Origin of the sequence: Clostridium sp. Marseille-Q5894, assembly GCF_946902305.1 — a bacterium.
Taxonomy (GTDB): Bacteria; Bacillota_I; Bacilli_A; order Erysipelotrichales; family Coprobacillaceae; genus Thomasclavelia.
Window position 1 is genome coordinate 122,816 of record NZ_CAMPPT010000004.1, and the last position, 26,645, is coordinate 149,460.

Consider the following 26,645-nt stretch of genomic DNA (forward strand, 5'->3'; position numbering starts at 1 on the left):
ATTTTTATGAGTTTCAATGACATTTTTACATTTCAACATATTTTGAGATAAAATCTTTTAATGTATTTTTAAACTCGTCTGTTTCTTCAAGTTCATATAAATAGTGTTCATCTTTTAAAACAAATAATACTTTACTTCCACGATTCGTATTATATAGAGGATACACCATATCTAAAGGTACAAAATCATCATCTTTCATATGAATAAATATAGTTGGAATATCGTTATGCTTCAACATTAATGGATATGACTCTTTAATATTAATTTTGATTTCTTGTTTAATTTTTCTTTTGATCATCCGCATTGTTGGAAATTTAGGTACTTTATAATCTTTAACCATTCGATATCCCAATATATCATATACGCTAGTATAAGCACCATCACTAATAATAGCTTTAACATTTTTTAACAAGTGCTTACTTGTAGCTTTTAATATTGTATTAGCTCCAGCCTCTTTACCATATAAAATGATTTGATGCTTATTTCCATATTCTTTAATTAAATATCTGTTCCAGCAAATTAAATCATTAACATCTTTTATTCCTAATCCTCGAATATATCCATCACTTTGACCATGTCCGCATGCATCAATTAACAAAATATTCCAGCTTGGATAACGTTCTTTAAAAAACGGAACATATAATGCCATATCTTTTGCTTCCAAGCCAAATGGATGTAGAATCACTAAAGTTTTAGCAGCTTCCTTTTCATCTATTAGTAATCCTCTTAGTTTTATTCCTTGATTATTTTTGATATGAATATTTTTTGCATTATATTTAGTTTCTAAAATACTTGGCTTATCATCTTCTTTATGATGACGATATAACATAGTTTTAACAGTTCGATTGACAAAGGCATTCAAAGCGCCAGCACCTGATGCTAATCCTGCTAAAACAGCTAATGAAGTAAATACTTTTTTTCCATTCTTATTCATTTTTACCATACTCCTTATAATTTTCCATTAATAACCGGTTTATATTACATACTTGCTCAAAGGAACTTAAACGATATTCATCATGTTCCATTCTACCTGCATAGAATCTAATTGCTTTTTCCAATTCTCCACGTATTTTTTCATGATATTCGTCTGGAAAAGTGGATATTGGAAAACATACAAAAACAAATGTATTATAATCTTTTGAAAATAAGTTTATTAATAAATCATATCCCTCGTTTTGTACCATGGAATTTCCAATCGCTAACTGTAAGTCATGATTTGCGAATGTAAGCATATCTCGCATAACAAATCTAATTACATCCATTGCTGCTTCACGATAGGCCTCATGATTACTTTCAAAAATTGCTTTTAAATACCTTACAACAATATTAGGATCTCCTTCATTTTGAAAACACTCATCAATATATTTGAAAATAGCTTTAGTAACTCGATAATGTGACAAAACTAAATTTCCAAAATCTGTCATAATTGCAAAAGCAAATCTTTGGGAATTACATAATCGCCAAATTGCTTCTAATAAGCTTTCTTTGACCTGATCATAAAAAACATCAAGTTTTTCAAATACCATCCTAATAATTTTTCTAAAATAATATAAATGATACTGATATTGGGTATCTAAGTATTTAGCAGTAGTTCCATCCCATTCATATTCATATAAGATTTTATCAAGTAGTAAATTAACAGAGTCCATAAATTTTTTACAGTTTCCATTTTCTATTAACCTACATAAATATGGCATAAAAAATTCATAGAATGAGTCAATAGTTTCTTGATTGATACCACTATGATATTCTAAATAATCCAAAATATTTCGATAGTCTAAAGGTTCTAACATGATACCGGTGTTTTTACTATCTATAAAATATTGAAAAACATGACAATGTAGGATCGTATGATATTTATCAAAATATAAAATCTGTTTTAGAGCATCTTTTATTATATATTCTTCTTCTTGCTCGTGGAGGTCAACTGAAAAAGTAGATTTAATCTCTGGACCATAATAATCTAAAGTTAGAAAAACACTGATTTCTCTAAATTGAATATCTCTAATATAATAGTGAAATTTACGTTCAAATTTTTTTGTCTGTACACAGCTATGACAACGGTATTTTCCTTGATAATTACTTTTATGCTCCTCTAAATATTTATGAATACAATCACGTATCATAACTCCACCTCCCTTTCTATCCATATTTTACCATTTATAAAAAAATAATAAAGAAAATAAGTAACTAATATTTTATTGAAACTATTATGTATAATAATTCCTGTTATCTGTAACCTATTTTCCCTTTCTAAATTTAAAACTATCAATAATATTTAGATGATGTCTATTAACAAATCTATTTAATGTCTCAAATATCTCATCATTAAAATCATTTGGATCATGAGCATCTATACCTAAAATTACTTTACATCCCATCTCCCCGACTATTTCAAAAAAAAGATCATTGGGATATGAATAAAGCATTTCATCATCTATTTTACATAACCCTTTACGTATTCCTCCAGCATTTATCTCTAAAGGAATATCTTTTTCCAATGCTTTTTGACAAATTTCCTGGGTAATATTTTTACAAAAATCATCAAATCTTCCTTTACCGATCATAAATAAATCGGGATGTGCAATATATGAAAATAAATTTGTATCCATTGCTTTTAATAAATCATTTTTATAACTAATGATTTCTTCATTAGTTATGTTTGATTTTCCATAATAACAAGTATGAACAGCGTATCTATTAAAATGATTCCCCAAAATCAAATAATCTATTTCTTTTGAACTCAATAAATCTTGATAATAGTCTAAATACTCTTCAAAATATTCAGCTTCAAATCCTTGATAGATAGTAATTTGATCTTTGTATTTTCTCTTTAGCCTCTTTATCTCTTCAAGATGAAATTTTTTATTACTATATGGCATCCGCATTGATGGCCCATTAGTGATAATTGTTTTTATAGCCACACTAAAAGCATTAATATCTTTTAATGTATGAGGAAGTCCTTTTAATATATGATAACGATAGTTAGGTAATGGTATATGCTCACTAAAACCTAGAATCTCTATCTTATTATCAATGGCACTTTTTATCATTGCTTCTTCATCACCATTGGCATGACCACAACGGAAAGTATGAGTATGATAATTAGTTTTTATCATAAAATACCTCATATAAATATAATCCTTGTGGTTTAGCTTTAAATAAACACTTTTTTTGTCCTTTACTATATAATAATTCTTGTAGCCTATCTTTTGTAATTCTTTTAGCTCCAACCTGAATCAATCCGCCTACTATATGTCTAACCATGTAACGTCTAAAACCATTACCAATTAAAATAAATTTAATAATTCCTTGATCTTCAATAATCAATAATTCATATAATTCTCTTATTGTATTACCATATTGATCATAACTGCAAAAGGAAGCAAAATCATGTTCTCCAATAAAAATCTTAGCTGCTTCTTTCATTAATGTTATATCTAAAGGTCTTCCATATTGAAATATGTAATTTGTTTCAAAAGGATTATATTCGTTCGTACTTAATAAATAATGATATTCTTTTTTCTTAGCGCTATAACGACTGTGAAAATCATCACTAACAAATTTTGAATCTATGATATAAATATCATTTGGCAAAAAATGATTTATTGCTCTTTTCCACTGTTCCTCAGCAATTTGTCTTGTCGTATCAAAATGAAATACCTGCTTAACTCCATGTACTTTAGCATCAGTACGTCCTGAACCATGAATAATAACTTCCTCTTTACAAATATTTTTTAATGCTTTTTGAATTTCTCCTTGAACAGTTCGTAATTTATTTTGAACTTGAAAGCCATGAAATTTACTACCATCATAACTAACCACACATTTTACTCTAACCATTACAGAATAACACTTAGAGCAATTACACTCATCGATACTAATACAGTAAAAATAAGTGCTATAGTATCGTGTCCTTTCCAAGATAAAGATTTATAACGGGTTCTTTTAGCTTCTGGGTTATAGTTACGACTTTCCATTGCATTTGCAAGATCTTCAGCACGCTGAAAAGCAGAAATAAATAACGGAATTATTAAAGAAACAATTGATTTAATCTTTTCTGCTAACTTTCCTTCATTAAAATCAACTCCACGGCTTGCTTGTGCTTTCATAATTCTTTTTGCTTCATCTAATAAATCCGGGATAAAACGTAATGCAATAGAAATCATCATGGCTAATTCATGAGCAGGGAAACCAAATCTCTTTAAAGGATTTAAAAGATTTTCGATCGCTAATGTAAGATCTAATGGTTTTGTTGATGATGTTAAAATTGTCGTCATAGTAATTATTAAAACTAATCGAATAAAAATATAAGCCGATTGTAACAATGCTCCAGAATAAATTTTTAAAGATCCGATTGTAAATATTACGTCTCCTGTATTAATTAGAAAAATATTAAAAATCATTAAAAACAGCATCATAAATAGCATTGGCTTGATTGCTTTTAAAATATGTTTTATTGAGATATTTGATAGAAAAGCAGTAACTAAAACAAATAATGCCATTATACCATAACCAATAAACCCAGCATCAAAAAATACTGCTACTAAGAAAATTAGTAATGCTCCAATTTTTAAGCGCGGATCTAAACGATGAATAATTGAATTAACTGGAATATATTTACCAAACGTCATACTATCCATTTAACTCACCACCAATTGCACTAATTAAATCTTCTATATTATTAATTGATGAATCTATATTAAACCCTCTGTTATTTAGTTTTAAAATAAATTCTGTAATAATTGGCAAATCAATACCTAAGTTATTTAAATAGCCACTATCTTTAAAAATATTAGTTACTGTATCATGCTTTTCTACTTTACCATGATTCATTACAACAACTTCATCACAATACTGTAAAACATGATTCATATCATGCGTCACTAAAATAATTGTTTTTCCACTATCATTTATCTTTTTAAATAAACTCATCATTTCATTTGTACCTTGTGGATCTAATCCCGCTGTTGGCTCATCCAAAATTAAAATATCAGGATTCATCGCAAGAATACCAGCAATAGCTACACGGCGTTTTTGACCTCCTGATAAATCGAAGGGTGATTTATCTAAATAACTTTCATCTAATCCTACTGTTTTAAGTACTTTACATGCAATTAATTTTGCTTCATCTTCATTTACACCAAAATTCATTGGTCCAAATATAATATCCTTTTCAATTGTTTCTTCAAATAGCTGATATTCAGGAAATTGAAAAACTAATCCTGCTTTTTGTCTTAATGGCTTGAGTTTATTAGGTTTATCTGTTACTGTAATCAAATATTCATCAATATTAATACTTCCACTAGTTGGTAGTAATAATGCATTTATATGTTGAATCAAAGTACTCTTACCACTTCCAGTTTGACCAATAATTGCTGTAAAGCTCTTATCTTTAATATTTAAATTTACTCCGCGTAAAGCATGATAAGCAAAAGGTGTATTTTGTCCATATACATGCTCTACTTCTTTAAATGTAATTGGCATAATTCTTCTATCAATACCTCCATATCTAAAGATTTGCTAGTCTTTATATTTAATTTTTCTAACCCTTGGGCAACTTTTAAGGCAAATGGTATATCTAATTCGTATTTTACTAGTTTCATTTCATCGCTAAAAATATCTTCTGGTCTACCGCTAATAACTACTTTACCATTATTTAGCATTATTACTTTATCTGCATTTTTTGCTTCCTCGATATCATGAGTAATTGAAATTATTGTAATATCTTTCGTCTTATTTAATTCTTTAACCAAACTATTAATTTCACGTCGGCCCATCGGATCAAGCATACTTGTAGCTTCATCTAAAATAATTATTGCTGGATGCATTGCTAAGATTCCTGCAATAGCCACCCGCTGTTTTTGACCCCCTGATAATTTTGTTGGTTCATGATCAAGAAAATCACTCATTCCAACCTTAGCAGCATAAGTATTAATGATTTCATCCATATGTTCTTGAGGTACACATGTATTTTCTAAACCAAAGGCAATATCATCACGAACTGTAGCACCTATAAATTGATTGTCTGGATTTTGAAAAACAATTCCAATATTATCACGAACTTTATATAAATTTTCTAAGTTAAGCTCATACCCATTAACGATGATTGAGCCGCTTTTTTTCTCTAATAATCCAATTAACAATTTTGCAATCGTACTTTTTCCACTACCATTATGTCCTAAAATAGCTACATAATCTCCCTTATTAATTTCGAAAGAAATATTATTAATTGTTTTTAATCCTGGTTCATACTCAAATGATAAATCTTTTACCTCAATTATTTTTTCCATTTATTCACCGCCTTACTATACTACTGTTAATCATTCTATATTTATTAAACACTTTAGTCAAGTAAAAGAAAAAAGACCAAAAGGTCTTTTTAATTATACTAATGAAATGATTGCCATTGGGGCATTGTCACCTTTACGATTGTAAGTTTTTAAGATACGAGTGTATCCTCCATTTACATTCTTATATTTTGGTGCTACTTCATCAAATAATTTTTGCACAGCTGTTTTACCAGTTGATTCATCAATTACATTGTGTAATACTGCAGCAGCTTGACGTCTAGCATGTAAGTCACCACGTTTACCTAAAGTAATCAATTCATCTACAACAGAACGAACTTCTTTTGCTCTTGTTTCTGTAGTTTCTAATTTACCATACATTATTACTTCTGTCGCAAGAGAACGTAACATTGACTTTCTAATATCAGAAGTACGTCCTAATTTTCTATTTTTAGCCATGAGATTAGCGCTCCTTCCTTCGTATTTGCGAATTAATCGATAGGTTTAAACCCTAACCCTAATTCAACTAATTTTTCTTTTACTTCTTTTAAAGATTTCTTACCTAAATTTCTTACTTTGATCATATCATCTTCAGATTTAGCGGCAAGATCTTGAACAGTTTGGATTCCTGCTCTTTTTAAACAATTGTATGAACGTACTGATAAATCTAATTCTTCAATTGTCATATCCAATACTTTATTAGTAGTATCACTTTGAGCCTCAGACATAACTTCCATATTTACAGCCATATCAGTCAACTCAACAAACATATTTAAGTGTTCCACCAAAATCTTAGCAGCTAGAGAAATAGCTTCATAAGGTTTTAATGCTCCATTTGTTTCAATTTCTAATGTTAATTGATCGTATTTTGCACTTTCCCCAACACGAGTTGGTTCAACTGCATAAGATACTTTTTCAACTGGCGAAAAGATTGAATCAGTTGGAATAATACCAATTGTATTAATATCTTTCTTGTTTTGATCAGCACTTACATAACCACGATCTTTTTTTGCATATAATTCCATGTATAAGTGAGCACCTTGAGCAACATGAGCAATTACCATATCGTTAGAGATCATTGTTACTTCAGAAGGGCATTGAATATCAGCACCTGTTACTGTAGCAGGTCCCTCAACATCAATAATCATTGTAGCCGATTCATCACTATCTACATCAAAAACTAACTTTTTAAGATTTAAGATAATTGATGTAACATCTTCTACAACACCATCTACTGCAGAAAATTCATGAATTGCTCCTTGAACTTTAATTGCATAAACAGCAGATCCAGGTAAAGAAGATAGAAGAACTCGACGAAGTGAATTCCCCAAAGTTGTACCAAACCCTCTTTCTAGAGGTTCAATAACAAATTTACCATAATTATCTGTTTCATCATAATTAGCTATATTAAAATTTGCTTTTTCAAACTTTTGCATTGTTTCCCTCCTCACTAGGAATTATCATTTTTTTGATCATACAATAATTATCCACGAGGACGTTTTGGTGGACGGCACCCGTTATGTGGAATTGGTGTTACATCATTAATTGATGTTACTTCTAATCCAGCAGCTTGTAAAGCTCTAACTGCAGCTTCACGACCTGGTCCTGGACCTTTTACACATACTTCTACAGATTTTACTCCATGATCCATTGATGCTTTTGCAGCAGCTTCAGAAGCCATTTGTGCAGCAAATGGCGTAGATTTTCTAGAACCTTTGAATCCTAATGCCCCTGCACTAGACCATGTTAATACATTTCCATGTTCATCAGTAATTGTCACAATAGTATTATTGAAAGTTGAATGAACATGTGCTACACCTTTTGCAATATTTTTCTTTACACGTTTTTTTCCGCGTACTTGTCTTACCTTTGCCATTCTAGTTCATCCTCCTATCTTACTTTTTCTTTCCTGCGATTGGTTTTGCTTTACCTTTACGAGTACGAGCATTTGTTTTTGTTTTTTGACCACGAACAGGAAGTCCTTTACGGTGACGAATTCCTCTGTAGCTTCCAATTTCCATTAAACGTTTAATGTTTAAAGCTACTTCACGACGAAGATCACCTTCAACTTTGATTGATTCTACTTCTTTTCTAATTTTACCAATTTCATCTTCAGTTAAATCTTTTACTCTGGTATCTTCATTAATTCCAACTTTTTTCAAGATTTCTTGTGCTGTTGGTTTACCAATACCATAGATATAAGTTAATGAGATAACCACACGTTTGTCACGTGGGATATCAACTCCAGCAATACGAGCCATTTTATTTCCTCCTAATTAACTACTAATTAACCTTGTCTTTGTTTATGTTTAGGGTTTTCGCAAATAACCATTACGCGCCCTTTTCTTTTAATTACTCTGCATTTATCACAGATTGGTTTTACAGATGGTCTTACTTTCATCTTGTCTACCTCCTCCTGGAAGATTTAAGTTTTATTTATGTCTAAATGTTATTCGCCCACGTGTTAAATCATATGGAGAAATTTCTACCGTAACCCTGTCCCCCGGTAAAATGCGAATGTAATGCATACGGATTTTACCAGAAACGTGAGCAAGGATTTCTACTCCATTTTCTAACGCTACTTTAAACATTGCATTTGGTAATGTCTCAAGTACCGTTGCTTCTACTTCAAGAACGTCATCCTTCTTTGCCATAGGTCTCAACTCCCTTTTAATTAAAGTTTAGTTAAAATTTCATAACCATCATCTGTAATGACGATTGTATGTTCATAATGAGCCGCTAAAGAGCGGTCTTTTGTTACAACTGTCCAGCCATCTTCCAATACCTCAGTCTCACAGCCTCCTAAATGAGCCATCGGTTCAATTGCAAGTGTCATTCCTGCTTTAAGTCTTGGTCCACGACCCGCTTTACCATAATTTGGAACAGCTGGATCCTCATGTACTTCACTACCTATTCCATGTCCAGTATAATCAAGTGGTGTAGTACAACCATGATCTTCAAGATATACCTGTACAGCGTGAGAAATATCTGATAAGCGATTCCCTGGTTTAACTTGTTGTAAACCTGCATATAACGAAGCTTCACAAACTTCCATTAAACGTTTAGCTTCATCACTTATTTTTCCGACTGCATAAGTCCAGGCACTATCACCGTGATATCCTTTATAGCAAGCCCCAACATCAACTGAAATAATATCTCCTTCTTCCAATTTTCGATCACTTGGAATTCCATGAACAACAACTTCATTTATTGAAGTACAAACACTATTTGGAAATCCATATAAATGAAGGAATGAAGGAGTTGCATTATTGTCACGAATTACTTTCTCACAAATCTCATCAATTTGTTTAGTTGTAATTCCAGGTACAATCACTTCTTTAAGTTTTTCATGCACTAATGCAACAATTCTTCCAGCTTCTCTCATCAATTCAATTTCTCTACGGTCTTTGGTAACAATCATTATTTAACCTCCAGGCTAGCTTTGATATCCTTAAAGACGTCTTCCATAGATTGATCACCATTAATATTAGTGATTTGTCCTTTCATTGTATAATAATCAATTAAAGGTCTAGTTTGTTTTTCATAAGTATCAAGTCTAACTTTTACAGCTTCTTCGCTTTCATCAGGTCTTTGATACAATTCTCCACCACAAATATCGCAAATTCCTTCAACTTTAGGTGGATTATACTCAATGTGATAACTTGCTCCACATTCTTTACAAGTTCTTCTACCAGAAAGTCGTGGTACTAAGCGATCTAATTCAATGTCTAAATTAATTACAGCATCGATCTCAAAACCAAATTCCTTAGCAATACTTTCTAGTTCACGAGCCTGAATTATAGTACGAGGAAATCCATCAAGAATAAATCCTTTTGGGAATTCATTTTCTTGTAAATATTCTCTTACCATTTGGATAGTATAATCATCAGGAACTAAATGACCAAACTGCATAAAATATTTAGCAATTACACCATATTTTGTTTGTTCTTTTAGTGCTTTTCTAAAAATGTCCCCTGTAGAGATATGAGTAAGTCCATACTCTTTAACTAAGTTTGCTGCCTGAGTACCCTTACCGGCTCCAGGTGGTCCCATTAGAATAATATTCATGTATATGCGCCCTCTTTCTTATACTATCTACGAATATAACCGTGATATTCTTTTCTTGTAATATGTGTTTTAATCTGTTTTACAGTTTCCAATGCTACACCAGTAACGATGATTAATCCAGTACCACCAAGTGATAATGACGCATTAGCAGTTTGTGACCAAATAACTGGTGTGATGATAGGAATAGCGGCAATAATGCATAGTGATAAAGATCCTACTACTGTAATTCTGTTTAAGACCTTTTTAATGTAATTTTTAGTATCTGTTCCCGTTCTAACTCCAGGAATAGATCCACCATTTTTCTTCAAATCATCACTGATTTTATCGGCATCGATCTGTAAATTAGAATAGAAAAATGTAAATCCAATAATCATCAAGATATATAGAATAAATCCAACTGGTTCTTGATAATTAAAAATTGTATTTATCCAAGTAGTAACACTGCTAGTTTCCATAAAACTAACAATAGTTCTTGGAGCTGCTAATACTGAAGAAGCAAAGATAACAGGAATAACCCCTGAGCTATTAATCTTAATAGGCATATGTGTTTGATCTTTAGTTCTCATTGTTGTATTAGAGCTAGTTGCATAAATAATTGGTATCTTTCTTACAGCGCCTTCATTGAAAACAACAAAGATTACAATTGAAAGATAAACTATCACAAATAATGCATACCAAGCTATTCCTAACCACATATCAACAGCTTTACCACTAGTATCAACTAAATTATTAAAAGTAGTTATAAAGCTAGTTGGTAAGTTAGAAACAATTCCTGTGAAAATTAATAATGAAACCCCATTACCAATTCCCTTATTTGTAATTTGATCCCCTAACCATACAGCTAACATACTTCCAGCCATCATAACTAAAACAACATAGATGTATGTCCAAATACTTGAATCTGATAAAATATTATATCCATTATCAAAAGCGTATGTTAACACGCCTCCTTGTAATGCTGCTAAAAATAAAGTTACATATCTTGTAACACGGTCTTTTTTCTTTTTACCTGTGTTACCTTCTTTACGCCATTGACTTAAAACAGGAATTACATCCATTGATAAAAGTTCAATAATGATAGAAGAAGTGATATAAGGTGAAACTCCTAGTGAGAACAATGAGAATCTTTCTAAAGTTCCCCCACCAAGTAAGTTCATAATCCCAAAAATCCCATTAGTGGCATCACTAGAACTTAATGCTCCAGTGTTGACACTCGGAATAGTAATTGCAGCCCCTAAACGGTAAACAAATAGAATTCCTAGAGTGAAAATTATTTTTTGGCGAAGTTCACCTTTTTTGAAAACGCTTTTCAAAAATGTAAACATCTTAAATCACCTCAGTTTTTCCACCTGCAGCTTCGATTGCGGCAACAGCAGATTTAGAAAATTTATGAGCCTTAACTGTAATAGCTTTTTCTAATTTACCATTACCAAGAACCTTCACACCGTCTAATTCTTTTTTAATAATTCCAGCTTCTTTTAAAGTCTGAGGACAAACAGTTGCCCCTGCTTCAAATGAATTTAATTGTTCTAGATTAACAATAGCGTATTCTATTCTGTTGAAATTTGTAAAACCACGTTTTGGTAAACGCATGAATAATGGTGTTTGTCCCCCTTCAAATCCAGGTTTCTTTCCACCACCTGATCTAGCACCTTGACCCTTTTGTCCTCTACCAGCAGTCTTACCAGTACCAGAACTTGTACCACGTCCAACACGTTTTCTAGCTTTACGTGCACCTTCAGTGTATTGTAATTCGTGTAGTTTCATTAGTTACACCTCCCTATTTTTCTTCTACTTTTACTAGGTGTTCAACAACTTTGATCATTCCTTGAATAAATTCGTTGTTTTCTTTTTCTACAGTTTTATTTAATTTTGTTAAACCTAACGCTTTAAGAGTAGCCCGTTGTTTTGGTAAACGACCAATTGGACTTTTTACAAGCGTAATCATAACTGTTTTTGCCATCTTTACGCCCTCCTATCCAAAAATTTCTTCTACTTTTTTGTCTCTTAATTCAGCAACTTGGTTAACTGTTTTTAATGATGCTAATCCTTCCATTGTAGCTCTAACCATGTTAATAGGTGTTCTAGAACCTAATGATTTAGATAAAATATCAGTATATCCAGCTAATTCTACAACGGCACGAACTGGTCCTCCGGCAATGATTCCAGTACCTTGAGAAGCAGGTTTAATAAATACTTTACCTGATCCATAAATACCAGTAACATCATGAGGAATTGTTCCATGAACTGAAGGAACGTTGATAATATTTCTTTTTGCATTTTCAGAAGCTTTTCTGATTGCATCAGGTACTTCGTTAGCTTTACCTGTACCAAAACCAACTCTACCTTTTCTATCACCAATTACAACTAATGCTGCAAAGCGGAATTTACGTCCACCTTTAACTACTTTAGTTACACGGTTAATAGTAACAACACGTTCTTCAAATTCTTTTTCTTCTCTTCTAGGTCCATTGTTTCTTTGACCTTTTTTAGGTCCATTGTTTCTTGGTCCATTGTTTCTTGGTTTACGTTGTTCCATATTGACCTCCCTCTAGAATTCTAATCCAGCTTCTCTAGCAGCTTCAGCTAGGGCTTTTACACGACCATGATAAACATATCCACCACGATCAAATACTACTTTTTTAATATTCTTTGCAAGTGCTGCTTCTCCAACAGCTTTACCAACAGCAGTTGCTGCAGCAATGTTAGACCCGTTTTCTAATTTCATATTAACACTTGATGCACTAGCTAAAGTTACACCATTAACATCATCAATAACTTGCGCATGAATATGAGCATTTGAACGGAACACATTTAATCTTGGGCATTCTGGAGTCCCACTGATTTTAGCACGAACTCTAGCATGTCTTTTTAAACGAACATCATTACGAGATTGTAATTTTGACATTTTAATTTGCTCCTTTCAAAACTACTTCTTACCAGCAGTTTTTCCTTCTTTTCTGATGATTCTTTCATCAACATATTTAATTCCTTTACCTTTGTATGGTTCAGGTTTTCTTACTTCTCTAATTTGAGCAGCAACTTGTCCAACACGTTCTTTTGAAATACCAGATACAACGATCTTAGTATTTGATGGAGTTTCAATTTTAACTCCTTCTTCACCTTCAACTTCTACTGGATGAGAATAACCGATATTTAAAACTAAGGTATTCCCTTTCATTTGTCCACGATATCCGATTCCGACGATTTCTAATTCTTTCTTGAATCCAACGTGTACTCCTTCGATCATGTTTGCAAGTAATGCTCTTGTTGTACCATGTAATTGTTTATGAGTTTTTTGTTCACTACTTCTAGCAACAGTAATTACATTATCTTCTTGATTAATTGAAATTACTGGTGAAAATTGTCTTACTAAAGTCCCTTTTGGACCTGTAACAGTTACTGTATTATCCTCAGCGACTTCTACTGTAACTCCTTCAGGTACATTAATAATTTTATTACCGACACGAGACATCAGTTTGCACCTCCTGAATTATATTTTTTATTACCAAATATATGCAAGAACTTCTCCACCGACTTGTTTAGCACGAGCTTCTTTGTCAGTTATTACACCTTGAGAAGTTGATAAGATTACAATTCCTAATCCATTTAATACTTTAGGAATTTCATTTACTTTAGCATACACACGTAATCCTGGTTTAGAGATTCTCTTTAAATCAGTGATTACTCGATCATTACCTCTATATTTTAAAGTGATAACGATATTTTTAATTGGACCTTCGCCCTCAACTTTATATCCTTTAATGAATCCTTCATTTTTCAAAATTTCAGCAATATCTACTTTTAATTTTGAAGCAGGCACCATTACTGTTTCGTGATGTTGTCTGTTTGCATTACGGATTCTTGTTAACATATCTGCAATTGGATCTGTCATAACCATTTGCTAAATCCTCCTTCCATCTGGATAAAATTATTACCAGCTTGCTTTTTTAACACCTGGAATTTCACCTTTGTAAGCTAATTCGCGGAAGCAAATTCTACAAAGTTTGAATTTTCTAATTACTGAATGTGGTCTTCCACAACGTTCACAACGTGTGTATTCACGCACTTTGTATTTCTGAGGACGTTGTTGTTTCACTTTCATTGATGTTTTTGCCATATTTTTGTGAGTCCTCCTTCTTATTTTTTGAATGGCATTCCTAATTGAGCTAATAATTCATGACCTTCTTCATCAGTCTTAGCTGTAGTTACGAATACGATATCCATTCCTCTTAATTTATTTACTTTATCAAAGTTGATTTCAGGGAAAATTAATTGTTCTTTAATACCTAAAGTATAATTTCCTCTTCCATCAAATGAATTGTTTGAAACACCTCTGAAATCTCTAACTCGAGGTAAAGAGATATTAACTAATTTATCTAAAAATTCATACATTCTTTCACCACGTAAAGTTACTTTACACCCAATTGGTGCTCCTTCACGTAATTTGAATCCAGCGATTGATTTTTTAGCTCTAGTGATAACAGGTTTTTGCCCACTGATTAATGTTAATTCATTAACAGCTTCATCTAATAATTTTGAATTAGATACTGCATCACCTACACCGATATTTAAAACGATTTTTTCAATCTTAGGAGCTTGCATTTTTGAAGAATAATTGAATTTTTCCATTAAAGATTTAACCACTTCGTTTTGATAACGTTCCATTAAACGGCTCATTCTTTATCCTCCTACTTCTTTTTCTTTTTATCAACTTCAGCTCCAGTTTTTCTGTTAACTCGAACTTTTACTTGTTTACCATCTTTTTCAACAAATTTATATCCAAGTTTAACAGGAGCCTTAGCTTTTGAATCATAGAATGCAACATTAGAAACATGAATAGGCGCTTCTCTTGTTACAATTCCACCTTCAGGATCTGCTTGTGAAGGTTTAATATGTTTAGTTACCATATTAACTCCTTCAACGATTACTTTGTCTTGTTTTGCAAGAACTTGTAACACTTCACCTTGTTTTCCTTTATCTTTACCTGCGATAACTTCTACAGTATCACCTACACGGATTTTCATGTTTAAGTTCCTCCTATAATACTTCTGGAGCTAATGATACGATTTTCATAAAATCTGCATCTCTTAACTCTCTTGCAACTGGTCCGAAGATACGAGTCCCTTTTGGAGACTTATCTTCCTTTATAATTACACAAGCGTTGTCATCGAATTTGATATATGAACCATTCTCTCTTCCGACTCCATATCTAGTTCTTACGATAACCGCTTTTACTACTTCACCTTTTTTTACAGAACCACCTGGTGCTGCTTGTTTAACTGTAGCCACAACAACATCACCGATGTTACTAAATTTACGATTAGATCCACCTAAATTACGGATTACTAATACTTCTTTAGCTCCAGTGTTATCAGCGACTTTAAGTCTACTTTCGTTTTGGATCATTCTTGGTTACCTCCTTTTAGAGTTTTAATATATTAAACAGTTTCTGCTTTTTTAACGATTTCTACCAAACGGAAACGTTTTGTTGCAGATAATGGTCTTGTTGACATGATTTTTACTGTATCACCAACATTTGCAACGTTTTCTTCATCATGAGCATGAAACTTAGTTGAAGATTTCATACGTTTACCATATAATTTATGTTTTACATGTGTTTCTACTAGCACTGTAATAGTTTTATCCATTTTAGTAGATACAACTGTACCAGTGTAAACTTTACGATTGTTTCTTTCCATTGTATCTCCTCCTATTGGTTCAATTCTCTTTCTCTAATAATTGTTTTAATTCTAGCGATAGATTTACGAACCGTTCTAATACGTGCTGTGTTTTCTAATTGTCCAGTAGCTTGTTGGAAACGAAGTCCAAATAGCTCTTTTTTGTATTCTTCTACTTTTTCTAACAAAGCAGCGTTATCTAATTCTCTAATTTCTTGAACTGTCATGACTATTCACCCTTTCCAATGATTTTACATTTAATAGGTAATTTATGAGATGCAAGTCTAAGAGCTTCTCTAGCAAGTTCTTCATCAACACCTGCTACTTCAAAAAGAACACGACCAGTTTTAACAACTGCTACCCATTCTTCTGGAGAACCTTTCCCAGATCCCATACGTACTTCTAATGGTTTTTTAGTTTTAGCTAAGTGAGGGAAAATTCTAATCCATACTTTACCACCACGGTTTAAACGACGGTTGATAGCAACACGGGCAGCTTCGATTTGACGAGAAGTGATCCAAGCACCTTCTGTTGCTTGTAATCCAAATTCACCAAATGATACTTGAGTTCCGCCTTTAGCTTTACCTTCATATTTAACACGATGAGGTCTTCTGTATTTTGTTCTTTTAGGCATCAACATGATTATTTATCCCCTTTCTTCTTTTCAGGAAGGATTTCTCCCTTACAAATCCAAACTTTAACTCCTAATTTACCATAAGTAGTATCTGCTTCTGCAGTTGCATAATCAATATCAGCTCTTAAAGTATGAAGAGGGACATTCCCTTCAGAGTAACCTTCAGCACGAGCCATATCAGCTCCTCCTAAACGTCCTGAAACACTAGTTTTAATTCCTTTAGCTCCAGCTCTCATTGCTCTTTGAATAGCACGTTTTTGAACTGTTCTAAAAGATGCACGATTTTCTAATTGTTCCGCAATGTTATTAGCTACTAATTGAGCAACAACATCTGGATTTTTAATTTCCACTATATTGATAAACACTTGTTTATCTTTAACCATTTTACTAACTTCTTTTCTTAACGCATCAACAGCTTCACCATCTTTACCAATTACAACACCTGGACGAGATGTATGAACAAAGATAGTAACACGGTTTTTTGATCTTTCGATTTCAACACGAGCAACTGAAGCCGCTTTAAGTTTCTTTAATAAGTATTCACGAATTTTGATGTCTTCATGTAATAGACCTGCAAAATCTTGATCGTTAGCATACCATCTAGAATCCCAATTACGGTTAATTCCAACTCGCAAACCAATTGGACTTACTTTTTGACCCATAATGTGACCTCCTATCTTTCTTCTACCACACAAGTGATGTGGCTAGTTCTTTTTAAAATTCTTGTTCCGCTACCTTTTGCTCTAGCAGCGAATCTTTTTAATGTAGGACCTTCATCTACATAGATTTCTTTAATATATAACTTTTCTGCTTCAGCACCGTTATTATAAACAGCGTTTTGTGCAGCAGATTTTACAACTTTAATGATTGCAGGAGTTGCACTTTTATTAACATATTCTAACATACCAAGTGCTTCTTTAACTTGCTTACCTCTCACTAAGTCAACAACTAATCTTGCTTTTTGAGGTGAAACACGAATCATTTTAGCTTGAGCTCTTGCTTCCATGTTTTAAATTCTCCTCTCTCTATTTTCCAGCTTTTTTATCATCAGCACTATGACCGTGATAAGTTCTTGTTGGAGCGAATTCTCCTAATTTATGTCCGACCATATCTTCAGTTACATATACTGGGATATGTTCTCTTCCATTATACACTGCAAATGTGTGCTCAATAAATTGAGGGAAGATTGTTGAACGTCTAGACCAAGTCTTGATAACTTCTTTTTTACCTGACGCATTTAATGCTTCAACTTTTTTCATTAAGTGTTCATCAACAAATGGTCCCTTTTTTAAACTACGTGCCATTATTTCTTCCTCCTCTTATTATTTAGAATTTCTGCGACGTACAATTAATTTAGTAGACGCTTTCTTATTTTTTCTAGTTTTAACACCCATAGCTTTTTTACCCCAAGGTGTCATTGGAGCCTTACGTCCGATAGAAGTTCTACCTTCACCACCACCATGAGGATGGTCGTTAGGATTCATTACAGAACCACGTACAGTAGGTTTTACACCTTTCCATCTCATACGTCCAGCTTTACCATAGTTAACTAATCCATGGTCTTCATTTCCAACAACTCCAACAGTTGCTCTACATACAGCTAATAATTTACGTACTTCACCAGATGCTAATCTGACAATTACATATCTTTCTTCTTTACCTAAGATTTGAGCAGACACACCAGCAGAACGTGCGATTTGTCCACCTTTACCAGGTTGCATTTCAATATTGTGGATTACTGTACCTTCAGGCATATTTCCCATTGGTAAAGCATTTCCTACTTTGATATCGGCATTTTCACCAGATATGATTTTGCTTCCAACTTCTAATCCTTTTGGAGCTAAGATATATCTTTTTTCACCATCTGCATAGTTGATCAATGCGATGTTTGCTGATCTATTTGGATCATACTCGATAGTTGCAACAGTTCCAACGATATCATCTTTATTACGTTTGAAATCAATAATACGATATTTACGTTTATGTCCTCCACCATGATGACGAGTTGTAATAACACCTTGGTTATTACGACCACCGTTTTTACTTACTTTTGCAACTAAAGATTTTTCAGGTTTATTTGTTGTAATTTCTTCAAAAGTTAATGAAGTCATATTACGACGACCATTAGTCACTGGCTTATAAGTTTTGATTGCCATCTTTAGTTTCCTCCTATTTATCTGGAATTATGTATTCCAATATTTTATCGATTATTCCTCACCGAAATAACTAATTTCACTACCTTCAGCTAATTTAACAATAGCTTTTCTTCTACGGTTAGTTTTACCTTCGTATTTACCTACTCTTTTTGATTTAGGTCTAACATTGATTACATTAACACTTTCAACTTTTACATCAAACATTGCTTCTACAGCTTGTCTAATTTCAATTTTATTAGCATTAACGTCTACATCAAATGTGTATTTGTTTTCTTCTGCTTGAAGGGTCATTGATTTTTCAGTAAGTACAGGTTTTTTCAATACATCTGTAATGTGTGCCATTATCCTAGTACCTCCTCAACAGATTTAATAGCAGCTTCAGTCATAATTAACTTATTGCTGTTTAATATATCATAAACATTTACATGTTTTGCATCTAATAATTTAACTCCTGGAATATTATTAGCACTTCTAGCAACATTTGGACAAATTTCGTCTACAACTATTAATGTCTTAGCTGGTGCTTCTAAATTAGCTAATACTTTAACCATTTCTTTAGTTTTTGGAGCATCGAATTTAATAGCTTCTAAAGCCATGAATTCGTTATCGTTAACCTTAGTAGATAATGCTGACTTAAGAGCTAATCTTCTAACTTTACGATTTAATTTAAATTTATAACTTCTAGGTGTTGGACCAAATACAACTCCTCCTCCACGCCATTGTGGTGCACGGATTGATCCTTGTCTAGCTCTACCAGTACCTTTTTGACGCCATGGTTTTTTACCACCACCACGAACTTCAGTACGGTTTTTTACTTTATGAGTACCTTGTCTTAATGATGCTCTTTGTAATAAGACCATATCAAATAATGCTTGTTTATTTGGTTCAATTCCAAATACCGCTTCATTTAATTCTAAATCTTTTACTTCAGAACCTTCTTGGTTATATACTTTAACTGTAAGCATATCGAATCCTCCTTCCCTAAATTATTCAGCTGCTTCAACTGCTGTTTCAGTTGCTGCATCTGCTTCTTTAGTTTCTTCTACTGCTGGTGTGAAATCTACTAATTCATAAGCTTCATTTACCTTACCAGCTGCTTTAATTCCAGATTTTACAATTACTAATCCTTTTTTAGGTCCTGGTACTGAACCTTTGATTAATAATAAATTATTTTCTACATCAACAGCCACAATTTCTAAATTTTGAACTGTTCTTGTTACATGTCCCATTTGCCCTGGTAACTTTTTACCTGGAGCAATTCTGTTTGGAGCAATTGGTCCCATTGAACCAACAATTCTATGAGCTCCTGAACCATGTCCTTTTGGACCGATATGTTGTCCATGTCTTTTAATAACACCTTGATAACCTTTACCTTTAGAAGTTCCAGTTACATCCACAACTTCACCAGCTACGAAGCTATCAACTGTAATTTTATCTCCAACTTCATAACTCATCATTTCGTCATAACGAAATTCTCTGATGAAGCGCTTAGGAGCTGTGTTAGCTTTCTTTACAATACCTAATTCAGCTTTATTAGCTAATTTTTCTCTCTTATCTTCAAATCCAACTTGAATAGCATCATATCCATCAGTTGCAACTGTTTTCTTTTGTAATACAACATTTTCAGTAGCTTCTACTACAGTTACAGGGATTAATAAACCATCAGTTGTGAAGACTTGAGTCATTCCAATCTTACGACCTAAGATTCCTTTCATGAGTTACACCATTTACCTTTCTTATAATTTAATTTCAATGTCTACACCACTTGGTAATTCTAATCTTGTTAGAATATCAACTGTTTCTTGTGTAGGATTAACAATATCGATTAAACGTTTGTGAGTTCTGATTTCGAATTGTTCACGAGAATCTTTATATTTGTGAACAGCTCTTAAAATAGTATAGATTTCTTTTTCTGTTGGTAGAGGAACTGGTCCTACTACTTGTGCTCCAGATTTCTTAGCAGCACCAATGATTTTTTCTGCTGAGTTATCTAGAATTTTGTGATCAAACGATTTTAATCTAATTCTAATTTTATTATTTGCCATGATTTTTCTCCTTTCAACTTCATAGGATTTGACTTGCTCAATACGAATTCCCTGAAACATGCCGTTTCATGACAACGCTCTTCGGTGTTTCAGCAACCTCGCACATCTACGCAACGCCAACGGTGATATTTTAACAAAAAAGATGCCTCATTGCAAGGTTTTTTTATATTTATTTCAAGTTTATTTTAATCTGTGTATTGTAAAATGAAACTGGAATTAAGAGACTGTAAAAATCAATTCGTCATTTTTATATTTCTTTGCTGTCTCTTAAGATTCGTTATTCATTTTTACATAAAACTGTTCATAGAAATTGTATTTATTTTAGTCGATCAAAACCAAATAAACAAAACTATATATGAACACCTATACTAAATCGCGAAAAAACTAAAAATAAATATTTTCAATTTACTATGAATTTATTGTCAACACCTAATCGGGTTAATGCAGTACATATTAACATAAACGTAATACTAATAAAACTCAATTCATTGAATTTTTATCTGTTTCTATTAATACTCTTGTTTTTAATGTCCATTCTATTAGTAATTATGCCACTATTACTGTTAAAGATGCTTTTCTCAATGGACATACTGATTCTTCTGCTTGGCTGTCTTAAAAAAAGATTGAAGAATCATAAGATTCCTAACAATTCTAAACTTGTCAAGGCTCATACTTTTATTACCCTCATTGAAATAACAAGCACTCTAAAGTATTATTTTTATTTTTTTACTTTTTTCCTTGATTTTTTGCCTAATACAAAAAAAGGATACCCGAGGTATCCAAAATAAAAAAAGAACCGGCAGCTTGCTATTTTCGCACCGCAGTACTATCTTCGCCGTTATGATGCTTAACTTCTGTGTTCGGTATGGGTACAGGTGTGTCCATCATGCTATCGCTACCAGATCTCTTCTCTTTAAGCAATTCCTTTCGAGAATCACTCAAAACCGGATAATAGTTCCTTCCATTTGCTCGTCTCCAACCTTCTCTTTAGGTTAAGTCCTCGACCTATTAGTATCAGTCCGCTTAACATGTCGCCATGCTTACACTCCTGACCTATCTACCTTATCGTCTTTAAGGGGTCTTACTCACTTGCGTTTTGGGAAGTCTCATCTTGAAGTGGGTTTCACACTTAGATGCCTTCAGCGTTTATCCCTTCCATATTTAGCTACCCAGCTGTGCCACTGGCGTGACAACTGGTGCACCATTGATATGTCCATCCCGGTCCTCTCGTACTGAGGACAGATCTTCTCAAACTTCCTACGCCCACGACAGATAGGGACCGAACTGTCTCACGACGTTCTGAACCCAGCTCGCGTACCGCTTTAATGGGCGAACAGCCCAACCCTTGGAACCGACTTCAGCTCCAGGATGCGATGAGCCGACATCGAGGTGCCAAACCTCCCCGTCGATGTGAACTCTTGGGGGAGATCAGCCTGTTATCCCCAGGGTAGCTTTTATCCGTTGAGCGACGGCCTTTCCATTCAGCACCGCCGGATCACTAAGCCCGACTTTCGTCCCTGCTCGACTTGTTGGTCTCGCAGTCAAACACCCTTTTGCCTTTGCACTCTGCGCTTGATTTCCATCCAAGCTGAGGGTATCTTTGGGCGCCTCCGTTACTCTTTGGGAGGCGACCGCCCCAGTCAAACTGCCCACCTGACACTGTCCCGTCACCAGTTTATGGCATCCGGTTAGAACTCCAATACACGAAGAGTAGTATCCCAACAGCGACTCCTCACACACTGGCGTGCATGTCTCTTCGTCTCCTACCTATCCTGTACATCCTGCATCAAAGTCCAATATCAAGCTGCAGTAAAGCTCCATGGGGTCTTTCCGTCTAGTCGCGGGTAACCTGCATCTTCACAGGTACTAAGACTTCACCGAGTCTACAGCTGAGACAGCGCCCAAATCGTTACGCCTTTCGTGCGGGTCAGAACTTACCTGACAAGGAATTTCGCTACCTTAGGACCGTTATAGTTACGGCCGCCGTTTACTGGGGCTTCAATTCAGTGCTTCGCTTGCGCTGACACATCCTCTTAACCTTCCAGCACCGGGCAGGCGTCACCCCATATACGTCGTCTTTCGACTTAGCATAGAGCTGTGTTTTTGGTAAACAGTCGCTTGGGCCGTTTCACTGCGGCTCATATCTCTATGAGCACTCCTTCTCCCTAAGTTACGGAGTCATTTTGCAGAGTTCCTTAGCTATAGTTCTCTCGCTCACCTTAGGATTCTCTCCTCACCCATGTGTGTCCATTTTCGGTACGGGTTACTGTATGATTAGCACTAGAAGCTTTTCTTGGAAGCTTGCTTCACGCTCTTCTGTACTCGCCTTAGCTTTCCATCCGCTTCACGCCTTCGCCTTTCGACAACCGGATTTGCCTGGCTGTCAGCTACCTCGCTTGCACCTGCTTTTCCAGCTCCAGGATGCGCTAGCCTGCTCCGTCACTCCTTCATTCATACCGTAAGTACAGGAATCTCTACCTGTTGTCCATCGACTACGCCTCTCGGCCTCGCCTTAGGTCCCGACTTACCCAGAGCGGACGAACCTTCCTCTGGAAACCTTGGGTTTTCGGTGCGCGGGATTCTCACCCGCGTTCCGCTACTCACACCGGCATTCTCTCTTCTATACGCTCCACTGCTCCTTCCGGTACAGCTTCTCCGCCTATAGAACGCTCCCCTACCACTTACATCTCTGTAAATCCATAGCTTCGGTAATATACTTAGCCCCGGTAAATTATCGGCGCAGAGTCATTCGACTAGTGAGCTGTTACGCACTCTTTAAAGGATGGCTGCTTCTGAGCCAACCTCCTAGTTGTCTGGACATCTCCACATCCTTTTCCACTTAGTATATATTTTGGGACCTTAGCTGATGGTCTGGGCTGTTTCCCTTTTGACAGTGGACCTTATCACCCGCTGTCTGACTGCCGAGCCTGTCTCTGTGACATTCGGAGTTTGATTATATTCAGTACCCCGGGATGGGGCCATCACATATTCAGTGCTCTACCTTCACTTGACCTCTCTCTCGACGCTAGCCCTAAAGCTATTTCGGGGAGAACCAGCTATCTCCGAGTTCGATTGGAATTTCACCCCTAGCCACAACTCATCCGCCAACGTTTCAACGGGGGTCGGTTCGGTCCTCCATCGGGTTCTACCCCAACTTCAACCTGGTCATGGCTAGATCACTCGGTTTCGGGTCTACGACATGCAACTTTCGCCCTCTTAAGACTCGCTTTCGCTTCGGCTCCGCATATCCTGCTTAACCTCGCTCCATATCGTAACTCGCCGGTTCATTCTACAAAAGGCACGCTATCACCCTTTAACGGGCTCTAACTTCTTGTAAGCATATGGTTTCAGGTTCTCTTTCACTCCCCTCCCGGGGTTCTTTTCACCTTTCCCTCACGGTACTGGTTCACTATCGGTCACAGAGTAGTATTTAGCCTTGCCAGATGGTCCTGGCTGATTCCGACAGGATTCCTCGTGTCCCGCCGTACTCAGGTGCTGTCTCAAGCTTCCTCACTATTTCGACTACGGGGCTCTCACCCTGTTTCGCCGGACTTCCCATTCCGTTCGTCTATAATGTCTTCTTGCTCTTTCTCGACAGTCCTTCAACCCCGATCCTTGGATCGGTTTGGGCTCCTCCCCTTTCGCTCGCCACTACTTAGGGAATCATTTCTTTATTTTCTCTTCCTTCAGGTACTTAGATGTTTCAGTTCCCTGAGTCTCGCCTCTCTGAAGCTATTTTTTCACTTCAGGATACCCGGTCTCTACTCCGGGTGGGTTCCCCCATTCGGATATCGACGGCTCTTCGCATGCTTACTGCTTACCGTCGCATTTCGCTGTTTGCTGCGTCCTTCTTCGCCTCTCTGTGCCTAGGCATCCGCCATACGCTCTTTCTTACTTTACCTATTGGTGTTCTTGATCACTTTACTATTTACTTTCGTCTCTTCAGTGATTCTTTTCTTAGTTTTCGACTTCTCTAGAAAGACCTCAATAATCTTCTTATCTCGATCTCTTCTTTTCTATCGCAAATTTCTTCTATTATCCAGTTTTCAATGATCTCTTTTAAGCAATACTCCTCCTGAGCATCACTCAAAACTAAACAGTATTAATGAAACTTCACTTCTCTTCTTTCTCCTTAGAAAGGAGGTGATCCATCCCCACGTTCCCGTAGGGATACCTTGTTACGACTTCACCCCAATCATCAATCCCACCTTAGACAGCTCCCTCCTTGCGGTTAGGCCACCGGCTTCGGGTGTTATCAACTCTCATGGTGTGACGGGCGGTGTGTACAAGGCCCGAGAACGTATTCACCGCGACATGCTGATTCGCGATTACTAGCGATTCCAACTTCATGTAGTCGAGTTGCAGACTACAATCCGAACTGAGAATGGTTTTCTGGGTTTCGCTCCACCTCGCGGCTTCGCTTCCCTCTGCTCCATCCATTGTAGCACGTGTGTAGCCCAGGTCATAAGGGGCATGATGATTTGACGTCATCCCCGCCTTCCTCCAGCTTGTCACTGGCAGTCTCGCTAGAGTCCCCAACTTAATGATGGTAACTAACGATAAGGGTTGCGCTCGTTGCGGGACTTAACCCAACATCTCACGACACGAGCTGACGACAACCATGCACCACCTGTATCCCATATATCTATCTCTCCATCTCTGGAGCCTTTATGAGTATGTCAAGACCTGGTAAGGTTCTTCGCGTTGCTTCGAATTAAACCACATGCTCCACCGCTTGTGCGGGCCCCCGTCAATTCCTTTGAGTTTCATTCTTGCGAACGTACTACTCAGGCGGAGTACTTACTGCGTTAACTGCAGCACTGAGATTTGACTCCCAACACTTAGTACTCATCGTTTACGGCGTGGACTACTAGGGTATCTAATCCTATTTGCTCCCCACGCTTTCGGGACTGAGCGTCAGTTGCAGGCCAGATCGTCGCCTTCGCCACTGGTGTTCCTCCATATATCTACGCATTTCACCGCTACACATGGAATTCCACGATCCTCTCCTGCACTCTAGCTGCCCGGTTTCTATGGCTTACTGAAGTTAAGCTTCAGTCTTTCACCACAGACCCTTGCTGCCGCCTGCTCCCTCTTTACGCCCAATAATTCCGGATAACGCTTGCCACCTACGTATTACCGCGGCTGCTGGCACGTAGTTAGCCGTGGCTTCCTCATAAAGTACCGTCACTCGGATACCATTCCCTGTATCCGCCTTTCTTCCTTTATAACAGAAGTTTACAGTCCGAAGACCTTCCTCCTTCACGCGGCGTTGCTCGGTCAGGGTTCCCCCCATTGCCGAAAATTCCCTACTGCTGCCTCCCGTAGGAGTCTGGGCCGTGTCTCAGTCCCAGTGTGGCCGGTCACCCTCTCAGGTCGGCTACGCATCGTCGCCTTGGTGAGCCGTTACCTCACCAACTAGCTAATGCGCCATAAGTCCATCCTCTACCAGTGCCTTGGCACTTTTAATAAACTTACCATGCGGTATCTTTACCTATGCGGTCTTAGCTATCGTTTCCAATAGTTATCCCCCTGTAAAGGGCAGGTTACTTATGTATTACTCACCCGTTCGCCACTCGGGCATTGCTGCCCGCGTTCGACTTGCATGTATTAGGCACGCCGCCAGCGTTCATCCTGAGCCAGGATCAAACTCTCCATTGTCTCTTTATCTTTACAATCTTTCGTTTGTTTAGCTCTTCTTTTTCTCTTCTATCCGTTTCCGGATCCTTCTTTGACGTGTGTTTCTTAATTCTGTTTAGTTTTCAATGATC

At 35.7% G+C, this 26,645-nt stretch carries 37 protein-coding genes and 3 rRNA genes; all 40 read right to left on the reverse strand.

Annotated features, from left to right (window positions below):
• Positions 1-25 precede the first annotated feature (25 nt).
• Positions 26-934, reverse strand: a complete 909-nt coding sequence (locus OC535_RS07680; RefSeq protein ID WP_498823530.1) for an alpha/beta hydrolase — start codon at positions 932-934, stop codon at positions 26-28.
• Positions 927-2,126: a hypothetical protein gene (locus tag OC535_RS07685; protein WP_024722564.1), complete on the reverse strand. Its 1,200-nt coding sequence runs from the start codon at positions 2,124-2,126 to the stop codon at positions 927-929. Before OC535_RS07685 ends, OC535_RS07680 begins: the two co-directional genes overlap by 8 nt.
• Before the next feature lie 114 nt (positions 2,127-2,240).
• On the reverse strand, positions 2,241-3,119 hold the full coding sequence (locus tag OC535_RS07690; RefSeq protein WP_498823531.1) for a histidinol-phosphatase: 879 nt from the start codon (positions 3,117-3,119) through the stop codon (positions 2,241-2,243).
• A complete protein-coding gene (gene truA, locus OC535_RS07695; RefSeq protein ID WP_498823532.1) occupies positions 3,106-3,843 on the reverse strand; it encodes a tRNA pseudouridine(38-40) synthase TruA in 738 nt (245 codons plus the stop codon). The genes OC535_RS07690 and truA overlap by 14 nt, the downstream gene beginning before the upstream one ends.
• A complete protein-coding gene (locus tag OC535_RS07700) occupies positions 3,843-4,643 on the reverse strand; it encodes an energy-coupling factor transporter transmembrane component T family protein (RefSeq protein ID WP_024722567.1) in 801 nt (266 codons plus the stop codon). Before OC535_RS07700 ends, truA begins: the two co-directional genes overlap by 1 nt.
• The gene (locus OC535_RS07705) at positions 4,636-5,487 is read right to left on the reverse strand and encodes an energy-coupling factor transporter ATPase (RefSeq protein WP_498823533.1); all 852 of its coding nucleotides are present in this window, start codon (positions 5,485-5,487) and stop codon (positions 4,636-4,638) included. The genes OC535_RS07700 and OC535_RS07705 overlap by 8 nt, the downstream gene beginning before the upstream one ends.
• Positions 5,463-6,293: an energy-coupling factor transporter ATPase gene (locus OC535_RS07710; RefSeq protein WP_024722569.1), complete on the reverse strand. Its 831-nt coding sequence runs from the start codon at positions 6,291-6,293 to the stop codon at positions 5,463-5,465. The genes OC535_RS07705 and OC535_RS07710 overlap by 25 nt, the downstream gene beginning before the upstream one ends.
• A 93-nt stretch (positions 6,294-6,386) precedes the next feature.
• The gene (gene rplQ, locus OC535_RS07715; RefSeq protein WP_024722570.1) at positions 6,387-6,749 is read right to left on the reverse strand and encodes a 50S ribosomal protein L17; all 363 of its coding nucleotides are present in this window, start codon (positions 6,747-6,749) and stop codon (positions 6,387-6,389) included.
• Positions 6,750-6,781: 32 nt separating this feature from the next.
• On the reverse strand, positions 6,782-7,726 hold the full coding sequence (locus OC535_RS07720; RefSeq protein WP_024722571.1) for a DNA-directed RNA polymerase subunit alpha: 945 nt from the start codon (positions 7,724-7,726) through the stop codon (positions 6,782-6,784).
• A 47-nt stretch (positions 7,727-7,773) separates the two neighbouring features.
• Positions 7,774-8,166, reverse strand: coding sequence for a 30S ribosomal protein S11 (gene rpsK, locus OC535_RS07725; protein ID WP_024722572.1), 393 nt, complete (start codon positions 8,164-8,166; stop codon positions 7,774-7,776).
• A 19-nt stretch (positions 8,167-8,185) separates the two neighbouring features.
• Positions 8,186-8,551: a 30S ribosomal protein S13 gene (rpsM, locus tag OC535_RS07730; protein WP_027089968.1), complete on the reverse strand. Its 366-nt coding sequence runs from the start codon at positions 8,549-8,551 to the stop codon at positions 8,186-8,188.
• A gap of 26 nt (positions 8,552-8,577) precedes the next feature.
• Positions 8,578-8,691, reverse strand: a complete 114-nt coding sequence (gene rpmJ / locus OC535_RS07735; protein ID WP_006505646.1) for a 50S ribosomal protein L36 — start codon at positions 8,689-8,691, stop codon at positions 8,578-8,580.
• Positions 8,692-8,722: 31 nt separating this feature from the next.
• Positions 8,723-8,944, reverse strand: a complete 222-nt coding sequence (gene infA, locus OC535_RS07740; RefSeq protein WP_003536851.1) for a translation initiation factor IF-1 — start codon at positions 8,942-8,944, stop codon at positions 8,723-8,725.
• A gap of 20 nt (positions 8,945-8,964) precedes the next feature.
• Entirely contained in the window at positions 8,965-9,711 is a 747-nt protein-coding gene (gene map / locus OC535_RS07745; RefSeq protein WP_024722574.1) for a type I methionyl aminopeptidase, read from the reverse strand.
• A complete protein-coding gene (locus OC535_RS07750) occupies positions 9,711-10,358 on the reverse strand; it encodes an adenylate kinase (RefSeq protein WP_024722575.1) in 648 nt (215 codons plus the stop codon). The genes map and OC535_RS07750 overlap by 1 nt, the downstream gene beginning before the upstream one ends.
• A gap of 23 nt (positions 10,359-10,381) precedes the next feature.
• Complete coding sequence (gene secY, locus OC535_RS07755) at positions 10,382-11,683, reverse strand: preprotein translocase subunit SecY (protein ID WP_024722576.1); 1,302 nt, start codon at positions 11,681-11,683, stop codon at positions 10,382-10,384.
• 1 nt (position 11,684) lies between these two features.
• Complete coding sequence (gene rplO / locus OC535_RS07760; protein WP_024722577.1) at positions 11,685-12,125, reverse strand: 50S ribosomal protein L15; 441 nt, start codon at positions 12,123-12,125, stop codon at positions 11,685-11,687.
• Between the two features lie 13 nt (positions 12,126-12,138).
• Positions 12,139-12,321: a 50S ribosomal protein L30 gene (rpmD, locus tag OC535_RS07765; protein WP_004610089.1), complete on the reverse strand. Its 183-nt coding sequence runs from the start codon at positions 12,319-12,321 to the stop codon at positions 12,139-12,141.
• A gap of 12 nt (positions 12,322-12,333) precedes the next feature.
• The gene (gene rpsE / locus OC535_RS07770) at positions 12,334-12,897 is read right to left on the reverse strand and encodes a 30S ribosomal protein S5 (RefSeq protein ID WP_024722578.1); all 564 of its coding nucleotides are present in this window, start codon (positions 12,895-12,897) and stop codon (positions 12,334-12,336) included.
• A gap of 12 nt (positions 12,898-12,909) precedes the next feature.
• Entirely contained in the window at positions 12,910-13,266 is a 357-nt protein-coding gene (rplR, locus tag OC535_RS07775) for a 50S ribosomal protein L18 (protein ID WP_024722579.1), read from the reverse strand.
• 21 nt (positions 13,267-13,287) lie between these two features.
• Positions 13,288-13,833 carry a 50S ribosomal protein L6 gene (gene rplF, locus OC535_RS07780; RefSeq protein ID WP_024722580.1) on the reverse strand — a complete coding sequence of 182 codons (546 nt, stop codon included), beginning with the start codon at positions 13,831-13,833 and terminating at the stop codon, positions 13,288-13,290.
• Between the two features lie 30 nt (positions 13,834-13,863).
• Positions 13,864-14,259: a 30S ribosomal protein S8 gene (gene rpsH, locus OC535_RS07785; RefSeq protein WP_024722581.1), complete on the reverse strand. Its 396-nt coding sequence runs from the start codon at positions 14,257-14,259 to the stop codon at positions 13,864-13,866.
• Between the two features lie 33 nt (positions 14,260-14,292).
• Positions 14,293-14,478: a type Z 30S ribosomal protein S14 gene (locus tag OC535_RS07790; protein ID WP_003536834.1), complete on the reverse strand. Its 186-nt coding sequence runs from the start codon at positions 14,476-14,478 to the stop codon at positions 14,293-14,295.
• A gap of 20 nt (positions 14,479-14,498) precedes the next feature.
• Positions 14,499-15,038, reverse strand: a complete 540-nt coding sequence (gene rplE, locus OC535_RS07795) for a 50S ribosomal protein L5 (RefSeq protein WP_024722582.1) — start codon at positions 15,036-15,038, stop codon at positions 14,499-14,501.
• A gap of 11 nt (positions 15,039-15,049) precedes the next feature.
• Positions 15,050-15,385, reverse strand: coding sequence for a 50S ribosomal protein L24 (gene rplX, locus OC535_RS07800; protein ID WP_024722583.1), 336 nt, complete (start codon positions 15,383-15,385; stop codon positions 15,050-15,052).
• Positions 15,386-15,398: 13 nt separating this feature from the next.
• Positions 15,399-15,767, reverse strand: a complete 369-nt coding sequence (gene rplN / locus OC535_RS07805; RefSeq protein ID WP_024722584.1) for a 50S ribosomal protein L14 — start codon at positions 15,765-15,767, stop codon at positions 15,399-15,401.
• Positions 15,768-15,799: 32 nt separating this feature from the next.
• Complete coding sequence (rpsQ, locus tag OC535_RS07810; RefSeq protein WP_024722585.1) at positions 15,800-16,060, reverse strand: 30S ribosomal protein S17; 261 nt, start codon at positions 16,058-16,060, stop codon at positions 15,800-15,802.
• 11 nt (positions 16,061-16,071) lie between these two features.
• A complete protein-coding gene (rpmC, locus tag OC535_RS07815) occupies positions 16,072-16,266 on the reverse strand; it encodes a 50S ribosomal protein L29 (protein WP_024722586.1) in 195 nt (64 codons plus the stop codon).
• A gap of 2 nt (positions 16,267-16,268) precedes the next feature.
• Positions 16,269-16,679 (reverse strand): 50S ribosomal protein L16, encoded by a 411-nt coding sequence (gene rplP, locus OC535_RS07820; RefSeq protein WP_024722587.1) that lies wholly within the window; start codon positions 16,677-16,679, stop codon positions 16,269-16,271.
• A gap of 2 nt (positions 16,680-16,681) precedes the next feature.
• Positions 16,682-17,335, reverse strand: a complete 654-nt coding sequence (rpsC, locus tag OC535_RS07825) for a 30S ribosomal protein S3 (protein WP_027089961.1) — start codon at positions 17,333-17,335, stop codon at positions 16,682-16,684.
• 11 nt (positions 17,336-17,346) lie between these two features.
• Positions 17,347-17,679 carry a 50S ribosomal protein L22 gene (rplV, locus tag OC535_RS07830; RefSeq protein ID WP_024722589.1) on the reverse strand — a complete coding sequence of 111 codons (333 nt, stop codon included), beginning with the start codon at positions 17,677-17,679 and terminating at the stop codon, positions 17,347-17,349.
• 19 nt (positions 17,680-17,698) lie between these two features.
• Entirely contained in the window at positions 17,699-17,977 is a 279-nt protein-coding gene (gene rpsS / locus OC535_RS07835) for a 30S ribosomal protein S19 (protein ID WP_024722590.1), read from the reverse strand.
• An 18-nt stretch (positions 17,978-17,995) separates the two neighbouring features.
• A complete protein-coding gene (gene rplB, locus OC535_RS07840; protein ID WP_024722591.1) occupies positions 17,996-18,829 on the reverse strand; it encodes a 50S ribosomal protein L2 in 834 nt (277 codons plus the stop codon).
• Between the two features lie 51 nt (positions 18,830-18,880).
• Positions 18,881-19,171, reverse strand: coding sequence for a 50S ribosomal protein L23 (gene rplW / locus OC535_RS07845; protein ID WP_024722592.1), 291 nt, complete (start codon positions 19,169-19,171; stop codon positions 18,881-18,883).
• Complete coding sequence (rplD, locus tag OC535_RS07850) at positions 19,171-19,794, reverse strand: 50S ribosomal protein L4 (RefSeq protein ID WP_024722593.1); 624 nt, start codon at positions 19,792-19,794, stop codon at positions 19,171-19,173. The genes rplW and rplD overlap by 1 nt, the downstream gene beginning before the upstream one ends.
• Before the next feature lie 21 nt (positions 19,795-19,815).
• Positions 19,816-20,544 carry a 50S ribosomal protein L3 gene (gene rplC / locus OC535_RS07855; RefSeq protein ID WP_024722594.1) on the reverse strand — a complete coding sequence of 243 codons (729 nt, stop codon included), beginning with the start codon at positions 20,542-20,544 and terminating at the stop codon, positions 19,816-19,818.
• Positions 20,545-20,565: 21 nt separating this feature from the next.
• Positions 20,566-20,874, reverse strand: coding sequence for a 30S ribosomal protein S10 (rpsJ, locus tag OC535_RS07860; RefSeq protein WP_024722595.1), 309 nt, complete (start codon positions 20,872-20,874; stop codon positions 20,566-20,568).
• 794 nt (positions 20,875-21,668) lie between these two features.
• Positions 21,669-21,777 (reverse strand): 5S ribosomal RNA (gene rrf / locus OC535_RS07865).
• 85 nt (positions 21,778-21,862) lie between these two features.
• A 23S ribosomal RNA gene (locus OC535_RS07870) occupies positions 21,863-24,775 on the reverse strand.
• A 235-nt stretch (positions 24,776-25,010) separates the two neighbouring features.
• Positions 25,011-26,535: ribosomal RNA gene (locus OC535_RS07875) — 16S ribosomal RNA — on the reverse strand.
• The 16S, 23S and 5S rRNA genes sit together here, the layout of an rRNA operon.
• Positions 26,536-26,645: the final 110 nt, after the last annotated feature.

Coding starts and splice junctions, on each gene's coding strand:
- rpsE (WP_024722578.1), bottom strand. CDS start 12,897: ATGGAACAACGTAAACCAAGAAACAATGGACCAAGAAACAATGGACCT.
- rpsJ (WP_024722595.1), bottom strand. CDS start 20,874: ATGGCAAATAATAAAATTAGAATTAGATTAAAATCGTTTGATCACAAA.
- rpmD (WP_004610089.1), bottom strand. CDS start 12,321: ATGGCAAAAACAGTTATGATTACGCTTGTAAAAAGTCCAATTGGTCGT.
- OC535_RS07700 (WP_024722567.1), bottom strand. CDS start 4,643: ATGGATAGTATGACGTTTGGTAAATATATTCCAGTTAATTCAATTATT.
- rplF (WP_024722580.1), bottom strand. CDS start 13,833: ATGTCTCGTGTCGGTAATAAAATTATTAATGTACCTGAAGGAGTTACA.
- rpsC (WP_027089961.1), bottom strand. CDS start 17,335: ATGGGTCAAAAAGTAAGTCCAATTGGTTTGCGAGTTGGAATTAACCGT.
- map (WP_024722574.1), bottom strand. CDS start 9,711: ATGATTGTTACCAAAGACCGTAGAGAAATTGAATTGATGAGAGAAGCT.
- rplR (WP_024722579.1), bottom strand. CDS start 13,266: ATGTCAAAATTACAATCTCGTAATGATGTTCGTTTAAAAAGACATGCT.
- OC535_RS07790 (WP_003536834.1), bottom strand. CDS start 14,478: ATGGCAAAAACATCAATGAAAGTGAAACAACAACGTCCTCAGAAATAC.
- rplN (WP_024722584.1), bottom strand. CDS start 15,767: ATGATCCAAAACGAAAGTAGACTTAAAGTCGCTGATAACACTGGAGCT.
- rpmJ (WP_006505646.1), bottom strand. CDS start 8,691: ATGAAAGTAAGACCATCTGTAAAACCAATCTGTGATAAATGCAGAGTA.
- rplX (WP_024722583.1), bottom strand. CDS start 15,385: ATGAAAATCCGTGTAGGTGATACTGTAGAAGTTATCGCAGGTAAAGAT.
- rplE (WP_024722582.1), bottom strand. CDS start 15,038: ATGAGCCGTTTAATGGAACGTTATCAAAACGAAGTGGTTAAATCTTTA.
- rpmC (WP_024722586.1), bottom strand. CDS start 16,266: ATGACAGTTCAAGAAATTAGAGAATTAGATAACGCTGCTTTGTTAGAA.
- rplV (WP_024722589.1), bottom strand. CDS start 17,679: ATGGAAGCAAGAGCTCAAGCTAAAATGATTCGTGTTTCACCTCAAAAA.
- infA (WP_003536851.1), bottom strand. CDS start 8,944: ATGGCAAAGAAGGATGACGTTCTTGAAGTAGAAGCAACGGTACTTGAG.
- rplW (WP_024722592.1), bottom strand. CDS start 19,171: ATGGCACACATTACAGATGTATTGAAAAAACCTGTACTTACTGAAAAA.
- OC535_RS07710 (WP_024722569.1), bottom strand. CDS start 6,293: ATGGAAAAAATAATTGAGGTAAAAGATTTATCATTTGAGTATGAACCA.
- OC535_RS07680 (WP_498823530.1), bottom strand. CDS start 934: ATGAATAAGAATGGAAAAAAAGTATTTACTTCATTAGCTGTTTTAGCA.
- OC535_RS07690 (WP_498823531.1), bottom strand. CDS start 3,119: ATGATAAAAACTAATTATCATACTCATACTTTCCGTTGTGGTCATGCC.
- truA (WP_498823532.1), bottom strand. CDS start 3,843: ATGGTTAGAGTAAAATGTGTGGTTAGTTATGATGGTAGTAAATTTCAT.
- OC535_RS07705 (WP_498823533.1), bottom strand. CDS start 5,487: ATGCCAATTACATTTAAAGAAGTAGAGCATGTATATGGACAAAATACA.
- rplQ (WP_024722570.1), bottom strand. CDS start 6,749: ATGGCTAAAAATAGAAAATTAGGACGTACTTCTGATATTAGAAAGTCA.
- rpsS (WP_024722590.1), bottom strand. CDS start 17,977: ATGGCACGTAGTTTAAAAAAGGGACCATTTGTTGATGAACACTTAATG.
- rpsH (WP_024722581.1), bottom strand. CDS start 14,259: ATGGTTATGACAGATCCAATTGCAGATATGTTAACAAGAATCCGTAAT.
- rpsM (WP_027089968.1), bottom strand. CDS start 8,551: ATGGCTCGTATTGCTGGAGTTGATATCCCACGTGACAAACGTGTGGTT.
- OC535_RS07685 (WP_024722564.1), bottom strand. CDS start 2,126: ATGATACGTGATTGTATTCATAAATATTTAGAGGAGCATAAAAGTAAT.
- rplD (WP_024722593.1), bottom strand. CDS start 19,794: ATGCTTACAGTTAAAGTATATAACCAAGAAGGTTCTGAAGTAAAAGAT.
- rpsK (WP_024722572.1), bottom strand. CDS start 8,166: ATGGCAAAGGTAAGACAAGTACGCGGAAAAAAACGTGTAAAGAAAAAT.
- rplO (WP_024722577.1), bottom strand. CDS start 12,125: ATGAAACTACACGAATTACAATACACTGAAGGTGCACGTAAAGCTAGA.
- OC535_RS07720 (WP_024722571.1), bottom strand. CDS start 7,726: ATGCAAAAGTTTGAAAAAGCAAATTTTAATATAGCTAATTATGATGAA.
- OC535_RS07750 (WP_024722575.1), bottom strand. CDS start 10,358: ATGAATATTATTCTAATGGGACCACCTGGAGCCGGTAAGGGTACTCAG.
- rplC (WP_024722594.1), bottom strand. CDS start 20,544: ATGAAAGGAATCTTAGGTCGTAAGATTGGAATGACTCAAGTCTTCACA.
- rpsQ (WP_024722585.1), bottom strand. CDS start 16,060: ATGGAAAGAAACAATCGTAAAGTTTACACTGGTACAGTTGTATCTACT.
- rplB (WP_024722591.1), bottom strand. CDS start 18,829: ATGGCAATCAAAACTTATAAGCCAGTGACTAATGGTCGTCGTAATATG.
- rplP (WP_024722587.1), bottom strand. CDS start 16,679: ATGTTGATGCCTAAAAGAACAAAATACAGAAGACCTCATCGTGTTAAA.
- secY (WP_024722576.1), bottom strand. CDS start 11,683: ATGTTTACATTTTTGAAAAGCGTTTTCAAAAAAGGTGAACTTCGCCAA.